The 10,843-nt window shown below is 70.9% G+C and carries 9 protein-coding genes; 4 read left to right on the top strand and 5 right to left on the bottom strand.

All coding sequences use genetic code 11. The annotated features are described in order from the left end of the window. Positions 1–10: 10 nt before the first annotated feature. The 4 genes from AC6CH0_RS06000 to AC6CH0_RS06015 all read left to right on the top strand — a co-directional run bounded on the left by AC6CH0_RS06000 (position 11) and on the right by AC6CH0_RS06015 (position 5,138). The gene (locus AC6CH0_RS06000) at positions 11–1,177 is read left to right on the top strand and encodes a glycoside hydrolase family 1 protein (protein WP_498098895.1); all 1,167 of its coding nucleotides are present in this window, start codon (positions 11–13) and stop codon (positions 1,175–1,177) included. Positions 1,178–1,388: 211 nt separating this feature from the next. Next, the gene (locus tag AC6CH0_RS06005) at positions 1,389–2,912 is read left to right on the top strand and encodes a peptide MFS transporter (RefSeq protein ID WP_498098896.1); all 1,524 of its coding nucleotides are present in this window, start codon (positions 1,389–1,391) and stop codon (positions 2,910–2,912) included. A 123-nt stretch (positions 2,913–3,035) separates the two neighbouring features. Next, positions 3,036–3,806, top strand: a complete 771-nt coding sequence (locus AC6CH0_RS06010) for a polyprenol monophosphomannose synthase (protein ID WP_498098897.1) — start codon at positions 3,036–3,038, stop codon at positions 3,804–3,806. A 108-nt stretch (positions 3,807–3,914) separates the two neighbouring features. Further along, complete coding sequence (locus AC6CH0_RS06015) at positions 3,915–5,138, top strand: MFS transporter (protein WP_498098898.1); 1,224 nt, start codon at positions 3,915–3,917, stop codon at positions 5,136–5,138. On the opposite strand, the gene AC6CH0_RS06020 is transcribed toward AC6CH0_RS06015, so the two are convergent. From AC6CH0_RS06020 to AC6CH0_RS06040, 5 genes are all read right to left on the bottom strand, one after another. Then, the gene (locus AC6CH0_RS06020; protein WP_498098899.1) at positions 5,107–6,003 is read right to left on the bottom strand and encodes an AraC family transcriptional regulator; all 897 of its coding nucleotides are present in this window, start codon (positions 6,001–6,003) and stop codon (positions 5,107–5,109) included. The genes AC6CH0_RS06015 and AC6CH0_RS06020 overlap by 32 nt on opposite strands. An 84-nt stretch (positions 6,004–6,087) precedes the next feature. Next, positions 6,088–7,584: a carboxylesterase/lipase family protein gene (locus AC6CH0_RS06025; protein WP_498098900.1), complete on the bottom strand. Its 1,497-nt coding sequence runs from the start codon at positions 7,582–7,584 to the stop codon at positions 6,088–6,090. Positions 7,585–7,594: 10 nt separating this feature from the next. After that, positions 7,595–8,911, bottom strand: coding sequence for an MFS transporter (locus tag AC6CH0_RS06030; protein WP_498098901.1), 1,317 nt, complete (start codon positions 8,909–8,911; stop codon positions 7,595–7,597). Positions 8,912–9,039: 128 nt separating this feature from the next. Then, the gene (locus AC6CH0_RS06035; RefSeq protein WP_498098902.1) at positions 9,040–10,245 is read right to left on the bottom strand and encodes an ROK family protein; all 1,206 of its coding nucleotides are present in this window, start codon (positions 10,243–10,245) and stop codon (positions 9,040–9,042) included. 2 nt (positions 10,246–10,247) lie between these two features. Continuing rightward, positions 10,248–10,832 (bottom strand): TetR/AcrR family transcriptional regulator, encoded by a 585-nt coding sequence (locus AC6CH0_RS06040; RefSeq protein ID WP_498098903.1) that lies wholly within the window; start codon positions 10,830–10,832, stop codon positions 10,248–10,250. Positions 10,833–10,843: the final 11 nt, after the last annotated feature.

Genomic DNA, 10,843 nt, shown 5'->3' on the forward strand with positions numbered 1-10,843 from the left:
GGAGACCTGGATGACCGACGTCCGCTTCCCCGACGGCTTCCTCTGGGGCGCCTCGACCGCCGCCCACCAGGTGGAGGGCAACAACGTCAATTCGGACTGGTGGCAGCGCGAGCACGGGCACCTGCCCGGCGCCTCCGTGGAGTCGCCGTCGGGCGACGCGGCCGACAGCTTCCACCGCTACCCCGTAGACATGGCGCTGCTCGCCGACGCGGGGCTCAACTCGTACCGGTTCAGCATCGAGTGGGCGCGCATCGAGCCCGAGGAGGGCTTCGTCTCGCGGGCGATGATCGACCACTACCGCCGCATGGTCGACACCGCGCGCGGCCTCGGCCTCGAGCCGATGGTCACGCTGCATCACTTCACCAATCCGGTCTGGTTCGCGCGCGACGGCGGCTGGCTGACGGATGCCTCGGTCGACCGCTTCGCTCGCTTCGTCGAGGCGGCGCTGCCGATCATCGACGGCGTCGACCTCGTCTGCACCATCAACGAGCCCAACATGGTGTCGGTGCTCGCCGACCCCGCGGTCGGGTTCCCGTCGATCGGGTTGCCGCCGGGTGTGCCGCAGGTCACCGACCGGCTGATCGCCGCGCACAAGCGCGCCGTCGAGCTCGTGCGAGGCGCAGGCGGCCGGGCCGGCTGGTCGGTCGCGACGCAGGCCTACCAGCCCGAACCCGGCGCCGAACACGTCGCGGCCGACTACGGCCGGTCGCGCGAAGACGTGTTCCTCGACGCGGCATCCGGCGACGACTGGATCGGCGTGCAGGCCTACACGCGCACGAAGATCGGCCCCGACGGGCCCCTGCCGATTCCGGATGCCGCGGAGCGCACGCTCACCGGCTGGGAGTACTACCCGGCGGCGATCGGCGACGGCATCCGCAATTCTTGGGCCCGCAACGGCGTTCCCGTGTACGTGACCGAGAACGGCATCGCGACCGCCGACGACCCCCGTCGCATCGACTACACGCGCGGCGCATTGCAGGCGGTCGGAACGGCCATGGCCGACGGCGTCGACGTGCGCGGCTACCTGCACTGGAGCGCCCTCGACAACTACGAGTGGGGCAGCTTCCGGCCGACGTTCGGGCTCATCGGTTGGGACCCTCAGACCTTCGAACGCCGGCCGAAGCCGAGCCTCTCGTGGCTCGGCGAGGTCGCGCGGGCCGGCGTCGTCGAGGGCTGACGGGGGCGCAGGCGACCCACGGGGCGTCCGACGGGGTGCGAGAGAGCACCTGCAGGAGTCGGAGCGCGGTCGACGTTCCCGGCAGTCGCCATGGCTCTTCGGTGATGGTCATGGTCGTATCCTCGCAGGGCTTCGGTGGGTGATCCCCGGGGTGCTCGCCGCGCGAGCGAACTGATGCTGGGATGGCTCGCCGAGGAGTAAGGTGACCGGCATGGGCAGCGTCACCGAACCTGCTCCGGGGGAGCACGGGCCGCCCGAGCCGAGGGGAACCGGCGAAGGCGACTCGTCGCGCGATACCCGCGGCGACCGCGGCTTCTTCGGGCAGCCGCGATCACTCGTGCACATCTTCGGCGTCGAGATGTGGGAGCGCTTCAGCTTCTACGGCATGCAGGGGATCCTGCTGATCTACCTGTACTTCTCCGTCGCCGACGGCGGACTCGGCATGGACCAGGCGGAGGCGGCCGGCATCGTCGGCGCGTACGGCGGCGGGGTGTACCTCTCCACGATCCTCGGTGCCTGGATCGCCGACCGGCTGCTCGGCAGCGAGAAGGTGCTGTTCTACAGTGCCATCGTCATCATGGCGGGCCACATCGCCCTCGCACTCATCCCCGGGTTCTTCGGCGTGGGCGTCGGACTCGTGCTCGTCGCGTTCGGGTCGGGCGGGCTGAAGGCGAACGCCACGAGCGTCGTCGGCACGCTCTACTCCGAGAACGACCCGCGCCGCGACGCCGGGTTCTCGATCTTCTACCTCGGCATCAACCTCGGCGCCTTCTTCGGCCCGATCCTCACGGGTCTGCTGCAGCAGGAGGCCGGCTTCCACTGGGGCTTCGCACTCGCCGCCGTCGGCATGGCGTTCGGGCTCATCCAGTACTCGTTCGGGCGCAAGAGCCTGCCGCCCGAGGCATCCGTGGTGCCGAACCCGCTGCCCCGCGACCGCATCGGCCTCATGATCGGTGTCGCCGTGGCATCCGTCGTGGTCATCGTCGTGCTCGTGCTGACCGGCCTCATCACGGCGACGAACCTCGTGACCTGGGTCATCGGGGCGGTCATCGTCGCGGCGGTGTCGTACTTCGTCGTGATCCTCTCGAGCCGGCGCATCTCGGGCGTCGAGCGCAGCCGGGTGTTCGGGTTCATTCCGCTCTTCATCGCGAGCGTGGCCTTCTGGTCGCTCTACCAGCAGCAGTTCACGGTGATCACGATCTACGCCGACGAGCAGCTGAACCGCGACCTCTTCGGCTGGGAGATGCCGATCTCGTGGGTGCAGTCGATCAACCCGATCTTCATCATCATCCTGTCGGGCGTGTTCGCGGCGATCTGGACGAAGCTCGGCGACCGGCAGCCGTCGACGCCGATCAAGTTCGCGCTCGGCACCGCGATCATGGGCGTGGCGTTCCTGCTGTTCATCCCCTTCGCCGGCGGCGGTGCGAACTCGACGCCGCTGCTCGCGATCGTCGGCATCCTCTTCGTCTTCACGGTCGCCGAACTGCTGCTCTCACCGGTCGGCCTCTCGGTCACGACGAAGCTCGCACCGAAGGTGTTCCACACGCAGATGGTGGCGCTCTTCTTCCTCTCCGTCTCGCTCGGCACGGCGATCTCGGGCCAGCTCGCGACGTTCTACTCGGCCGACAACGAGGTCGCCTACTTCGGCGTGCTCGGGGGCATCGCGATCGTGCTCGGCGCAGGTCTCGCCCTCGGCAGCAGGGGCGTGCTGAAGCTCATGGCCGGGGTGCGCTGAGCTCACCGAGCTTCGGGAACGGTGGTCCCGCTACGATGCCGGAGAGCCCATGCCTCATCTCGAGCGCGTGAAGTCGCGGCTCGAGACGCCCGACGCCCCATCCCGAGAAGCACGGAGAGCGGATTGCACCGACCGCTGGTGGTCATCCCCACCTACAACGAGCGCGAGAACATCGCCGCGATCGTGGCCCGCGTACGTGCGGCCGTGCCCGCGGCATCCGTGCTCATCGTCGACGACTCCTCGCCCGACGGCACGGGGGTGCTCGCCGACGAGCTGGCGGCCACGGATGCCTCGGTGCGGGTGCTGCACCGCACGGAGAAGAACGGCCTGGGCGCCGCCTACCTCGACGCCTTCGCGTGGGCGCTCGCCGAGGGCTTCGACCCGATCGTGCAGCTGGACGCCGACGGTTCCCACCTGCCCGAGCAGCTGCCGCGCCTGCTCGCCGCACTCGACGGCCCCGTCGACCTCGTCATCGGATCGCGGTGGATCGACGGCGGCTCGATCGAGAACTGGCCCCGGCGCCGGCAGCTGCTCTCGCGAGGCGGCAGCGCCTACGCGAGGTGGGTGCTGCGACTGCCGACCAGGGATGCCACGGCGGGGTATCGGGCGTTCCGCGCCGGTGCGCTGCGGCGGATCCGCCTCGACGACGTGCACACTCGGGGCTACGGGTTCCAGGTCGACATGCTGTGGCACGCACGTGAAGCCGGGCTCACGATCGTCGAGGTTCCCGTGACCTTCGTCGAACGCGCGCACGGGCGGTCGAAGATGAGCGCCGGCATCGTCGTCGAGGCGATGCTGCGCGTCACCGCGTGGGGCATCCGCAGCCGATTCGGTCACGGGGTGCCGAAGCCGGCCGTGCCCGACGACTCCGCGACGAAGCCGTCGCGGAGCTGAGCGCCGCGGCCGAGCGCCATCCCGGCGGATCGGTCGGGTCGCGGCGACGAACGGTCGGGTGAGCTGCGGCTCGTCGCGTGAGGCTTGGCGTAGACCAGAAGGAGCTCCATGTCGTCGAACACGCTCACCTCCGCGGAGTCGTCCGCATCCTCGACTGCGAACGAGACCGCGCCGGCCCCGGTGCCCCGGGCCGCCTGGCTCGCGGTCGTCTCGCTCGGGCTCGGCATCTTCACGCTCGTCGCGAGCGAGTTCCTGCCGGCGAGCCTGCTCACGCCGATCGCCGCAGAACTCGGCATCTCCGAGGGCGCGGCCGGCCAGCTCGTCACGGCGACGAGCATCATCGGCATCATCGGCGGCCCGCTCGTCGTGTCGGGCCTGCCGCGGGTGAACCGGCGCTGGGTGATGGCGGGCCTCACGACGCTCGCGATCGTCTCGAACGTGCTCGTCGCGCTGTCGCCGGTGTTCGGCCTCATGCTCGTATCGCGGCTGTTGCTCGGCATCGCGATCTCGGGCTTCTGGGCGATGTCGCTCGCCGTCACGGCGCAGCTCGTGCCCGCCGACCGGCTGGGCCGCGCGATGACGGTCGTCAACGCCGGGGTCTCGCTCGCGACGATCGCCGCGGTGCCGGCCGGCGCGTTCCTCGGCGAACTGCTCGGCTGGCGCGCGGTGTTCCTGATCGCCGCGGGGGCCGGGGTGCTCACTCTCGCCGCGCAGCTCGCGACGCTCCCGTCGCTCCCGCCGACCGGTGCTCCGGGGTTCCGCACCCTCCTGCAGACCGCTCGCCGGCCGGTCGTCGCGCTCGGCATCCTCGCGATCACGCTCATCGCGGGCGGGCACTTCATGGGCTTCACGTACCTGCGGCCGGCCTTCGAGTCCGTCGACGGGCTCACGCCGGCGCTCCTGGCTCTGCTGCTCGTCGTCTACGGCATCGCGAACTTCGTCGGCAACCTCGCCGCCGGCCCGATCGCCGACAAGCGACTGCCGGTGCTCGTGATCGCGGCGCCCGTCGCGATCGGCGCGGCCACGGTGCTGTTCGCGCTGCTCGGCACGAACCTGGCGCTCGCGATCGTGACGGTCTTCGTCTGGGGCGTCGGCTTCGGTGCCGTGCCGACGATGGTGCAGACGTGGATCGCACGGGTCGCCCCCGATCGGCTCGAGAGCGCCGGCGGACTCGTCGTCGCCGCATTCCAGATCGCCATCACGATCGGGGCCGCCGTCGGCGGCCTGCTCGTCGACTCGGTGGGGGTGCAGGCGGCGCTCATCGGCGGCGGCATCGCCGCGGTGCTCGGAGCGGGCGTGCTCAGCTCGGCACGGACGCGCTCGCCGCGCTGACCCTGCGCCAGCGGCTCGGCGCGACGCCGGCGTGGCGGCGGAATGCCCGGCTGAACCCGGCGTCGCTCTCGTAGCCGAGCTGGTAGGCGATGTCGGTGACGGATGCTCCGGAGCGGAGCATCCGCTCGGCCCGCTCCATGCGCACGCGCGTGAGGTACCGTGCAGGGGTGTCGCCGACGGCATCCTTGAACTGCTCGGCGAACTGCGAGCGGGAGGCGCTCGCGAGCCGGGCGAGCGACTCCACTGTCCAGGGCGAGCCCGGATCCTCGTGGATCGCGTCGAGCGCGCGCCCCAGGTGGGGGTCGCGCACCGGTGCCAGCCAGGCGCGGGCGTCGCCGCAGCCGCGCTCCAGCCAGATGCGAACGGCGGCGGATGCCACCACGTCGGCGAGTCGTTCGATGACCGAACCGCTGCCCGCCCGATCGTTCGACGACTCGCGGTACATCATGTCGAGCAGCGAGGCGAAGATCGGCTCGTGCACGCGGAAGCCGCAGGTGAAGAGCACGGGCGGCATCACGGCAGGGCTGATCGCCGCTCCGCCGTCGAGGGCGAGGGAGCCGCTCAGCAGCAGGGTCGCCGCGGTGGCGCGCAGTCGTGCCGCTCCGCCGTCGGGAAGCAGCACGAAGTCGCCGGCCTGCATCGCCAGGGGCTCGTCGCCGTCGCGTCGGAGCTCGAGCGCGCCCGTGGCGACGTAGTGGAATCGGATGCCCGGCCGGCCGGCGTCGGCATGCGTCTCGGCCGCTGCGAGCTCGCGGTGCCCGAACTCCAGCACGCGCCAGTGCAGGCGTTCGAGCACCGCGCTGATCATCGCGGCGTCGGTCTCGGGGGCGAGTGCGGCGTCGATCGCCGCGCCCCGGTCGATCACGGTGGTGGTCGAAGCGTCCTGTGGCCTCATGAGAGGTGCAAGCACGATGCCCCGTCGATCATTCCCGCGCGCGCGGGCCCGTGCTCAGAGCAGGGGTCGCACGCTCGCGTATCCATCGCGCGCCACGCTCGACGGGAGGTCGAAGACGCGCGTCTCGCCCGCGGCATCCGTGAATCTCGGCCACGACGGCGCACCGTCGCGCACGAACGCCACGGCATCGCGGTGCACGTCGTCGGCGAGCGACTGCGACGGGTGATCGCCAGCGAGCGCCGAGATGTGCTCGGCACCGAGGCAGTCGAAGAAGAACGGTACGTCGAGGCAGTGCACAGCGCTCCCGAAGTTCGGCGAACGCCACGAGAAGCGGTAGAGCCAGGTCGGCGCAGCGCCGCGCGCCTCGGCGATGCGCACAGCGAGCGTTCGGAACATCCGGTCGGTGATGTACCGGCCGACGACGGCCGCCGTGCCGCGCTTGCGGACGTCGCGATTCGCGGCGAGGTAGGCCGCACGAACGCGGCCGGTGAGCCCGACCTTGCCGAGCATGACTGAGGCGGGAACCCAGCGCAGCTTGCCCTTCGCCTCGTCGAGGATCATCGAGAACTCGTCGTCGACCGTTCCGAGTACGAGGCCCTTGTCAGCCCCGATGCCCGCGGCGATCGCGTCGACGGTGGCGTGCGGAATGAGCTCGCCGTCGATCACCGGCCCGAGGGTGAGGCCGTCGTCGATGAAGCCGCGCAGCAGGTCCATCGGCGTGCCGCCGGGCTGCGGGCCGTTGAGCTGCTGCTGCAGTTCGAACACGCGCTCCTCGCTCAACGACGAGAGCCCCGCGCGCGTCGGCTCGACGCCGCCGAGGGCCGCAAGCTTGCGGCCGAAGGCCTCGGCGTGCTCGAGCGTGACGTCGGCGGCCGCCCCCGAGATGCTGTAGACGCCCGTGAAGAGCGACTGTGCGCGCGGCATGCCGAGCAGCGTGAGCACCGCGCCGCCGCCGGCCGACTGGCCCGCGATCGTGACCCGTGCCGGGTCGCCGCCGAATGCCGCGATGTTCTCGCGCACCCACTCGAGGGCGAGCAGCCAGTCGAGCACGCCGCGGTTCAGCGGGGCATCCGCGATCCAGCCGAAGCCGTCGAAGCCGAGTCGGTAGGAGATGGACACGGTGACGACGCCGTCGCGGTTGAATGCGGCGCCGTCGTACCAGGGGCTGGCGGGGGAGCCGGCGAAGTAGCCGCCCCCGTGGATGTAGACGAGCACCGGCAGCGAGGCGTCCGTCGCCGGTGCCGGCGTGAAGACGTTGACGTTGAGCGTCGAGTCGCCCGGGATCGCCGGTTCGGGGATGAGCGTCGGGCCGGCGTCGTCGCGGTGCGCGGTCGCGCCGTACTCGAGTGCGTCGCGCACGCCCGCCCACGGTGCATGGGGCACTGGCGCGGCGAATCGGCACTCGCCGACGGGTGCCTCGGCGAAGGGAATGCCGAGGAAGGCGGCGGATGCACCGGCACCGCCGGGTTCGCCGCGCCAGGCGCCGCGTACTCGGCCGGCGCGGGTGTCGACCTCGACGAAGGCGGTGGCGGCGGTGGTGGTGTCGGTCACGCGGATGCTCCTAACGAACGCTCTTGATGGGGATGAGAACAAGCGCCGCGGCGATGACTGCGACGATACCGAAGACGAACAGCACGGGGTATCCGCCGAACGAGGCGATGATGACGCCCGCGATGGCCGGGCTCAGCGCCTGCGGAATGTTGGTGGCGACGTTCAGGATGCCGAGGTCCTTGCCCGCGGCCGCGCCGCCACCCGGCAGCACCTCGGTCATGAGTGCCGCGTCGACCGACATGTACAGGCCGAACCCGATGCCGTTGATGATGCTCATGACGATCATCCCGGTCATGTTCGGCATGAGCAGCGGCGCGGCCAGGCCGGCGACCATGATGACGGATGCCGCGTAGATGAAGACCTTGCGACGGCCGATCCGGTCGCTCCACCAGCCCGAGAGGCCGATCGCGATGAGCGTCGGCACGAACGCGACGAGCGTGAGGGTGACGACCGCGCCTTGCGCCTCGACGAGCGGCATGCCGATGTAGTCGGTGAGGATGTAGAGCTGGAAGGCGGTGACCACGAAGTAGCCGAGCACGAGCAGGAAGCGCGCCGCGAACGCCCACGCGAAGTCGGGGTGCTTGCGGGGGCTGATCCAGAAGCCGGCGAAGAACTGCTTCCAGCTCCACGCGGGCACCACGGCGTCCTTCGACGACCAGTCGCGATTGACGAGCACGAAGAGCAGGGTCACCACGATGACCGCGATGCCGAACGCCGAGTAGCCGACGCCGAGGTTCGCGGCCAGTGCGCCCGCGAGCATGATGCCGACGGTCATGCCGAGCTGCGAGCCGATGCCGAACATGGCACTCGCGGTACCGCGCTTCTCGCGCGGGAACCGGTCGGGAGTGAGCGCGCTGAGCGGCCCCTGCAGCGCGTTGAACGAGACCTGGATGATGACCCAGAACACCGCGATCCAGACGAGCGAGGTGAGCGAGCCGAGGCCGAGCAGGAACACGCCGCCGATCAGGGCACCGCCGACCATCCACGGGGTGCGCCGGCCGAAGCGCGAACGCGTGCGGTCGCTGAACGCGCCGACGATGGGCTGGGCGAAGAGCGTGAAGACGAACGACACCGTGGAGACGATCGCCAGGTTCGCGACCTTGTTCTGCTCGTCGAGGAGCGCGATCTGGGTCGGCAGCAGAATCGCGATCAGGCCGCCGTAGGTCGCGAAGAGCGTGAGCGCGGTGACGAGGATGCCGGGCAGCAACGCCCGGGTGGGCGGCGGGCTCTGCGGCGCCTCGCCCGGGACCGGCGCGGCGGTGGAGATCGCGCCGGTGGGGGCGACGAGCGTGGTCGGGTCGTTGGAGGCGGGGGGCTGGATGGACACGGGGCTCCTCTTCGTTGAGAACGGCCGATGGTGCAGGAGGAGCGCCCAAAACCGAATGACGCTCGGCAATGAGTATGCGACGAATCGTCGGGAAATTCAACCGTTGAACTAAATGGGTCGCCGTTGCCTCAGGCGCCGAGGCGGGCCGGGTCGGCGAGTAGCCGGTCGCGTGAGGCCCAGACGGCGCCGAGCAGTGCCGCGTCGTCGCCGAGTCGCCCGGCCGAGACGATCGGCACGGCGGATGCCCCGGCGGAGGGTTCGGCGATCGTCGGCCGGTTCGCGCGGAACGCGCGCTCGATCGAAGCCGTGTGCGCGGCCCAGTACCCGCCGATCACGATCGTCGCCGGATCGGTCGCGAGGCACATGACCTGGAGTGCCCGAGCGATCCAGGGGAGCGCCGCACTCCAGGCGTGGGATGCGGCCGCCTCCTCGGCGGTGATCCGCGCCGAGAGTTCGGCGAGCGCGCCGGCGAGGCCGCGTTCGGCCACCAGGTGATCGAGGCCGGCGCGTTCGAGCAGTGCGTCGGGTCCGGCGACGGTCACGAGGCATCCGTGCTGACCGCACTCGCAGGGCTCGCCGTTCGGAACGAGGGGAAGGTGCCCGAGCGCTCCGCCCACGCCGTGCGCACCCCCGACGATCCGGTCGTCCGAGATGAGTGCGCCGCCGATGCCCGAGTTGCTCTTGAGATAGACCAGGTCGTGGACGTCGGTCAGCAGCGCGCGTTCGGCGCCGGCTGCGAGCCATCCGTCGGAAGCGAGGGTGGCACGCTCGGGCAGCGACGGGATGCGCCGCCGCACGCCCTCGAGCACGTCGACCGCTCCCCAGCCGAGGTCGGTGTCGGCGAGCACGACGGCCGGGTCGCCGCCGACCGGCGCGAACACCACGACGGTCAGGTCGGCGACGAGACGCCCCAGCTCGGATGCCGCCTCGAGCGCCTCGCCGGTGACGTCGGCGAGCACGTCGAGCACCGCGTCGGGGTCGCCCATCGGTCGGCCGTGCCGCGCAGAGACGCGGAACAGTTCGCCACCGGCGAGCGTCGTGAGCAGTGCCGTCGCCGCGTCGGCGTCGAGCTGCACGACGAGGATCGCGACCTCGGCGGCGATGAGCTCGAGCCGCGTGATCGGCCGGCCCTTGGCGCTCGCGATCGGGTCGGTCTCGCCGAGCACGCCCGCCTCGGTGAGCGCGCTCGCCAGCGCGGTGACGGCGCCTCGCGTGAGCCCCGTCGCCTCGGCGATCTCACTGCGCGCACTCGGCCCGCTGCGTGCGATGTGCTCGAGCACGACGGTCAGGTTGTGCCGGCGCACGTCACCCGAGACGAGGCTGGGCCGTGGCATCATCAGGCCCGTCGTGTCACGAGATCCCAGAAACGCCGGATGTGGTCGACCATGTCGAATGACGGGTCGAGCATCCACTGCGTCTGGAGGCCGTCGGTTGCCGCCACGAGCAGCGCCGCCGTGGTGTCGGCATCGATGTCGGCGCCGACGCGTCCGGCGGCCTGCTCCCGCCGGATGAGCTCGGCGAAGGCGCCGCGGATCGTTCCGTACCGCTCGATGAAGAACGCGTGCGCCGGGTGGTCGGGGTCGCCGGCCGCCTCGGTCGAGACCTGCGCGTAGAGCTGCACGAGGCCGGGCACGTCCATGTTGTGGCCGACGAGGGAGAGCAGGCCGTCGATCGACTGGTCGGTGTCGATGCCGTAGTTCGCCATGTCGACCTCGTCGCGCTTGCGGAGGATCTCCTGGAAGAGCTCCTCTTTCGACGAGAAGTAGTGCAGGAGTCCGGCTTGGCTGAGCCCGACGGCATCGGCGAGCTCGCGCACGCTCGTGCGGCGATAGCCGTTGCGTGCGATCACGTCGAGCGCCGCCGTGAGGATCTCCTCGCGCTTCGCGACGCCCTTCGCGTATGAACCCCTGCGTGCCGCCATACCTGCATGCT

It is taken from the genome of Agromyces sp. GQ35 (assembly GCF_059758475.1).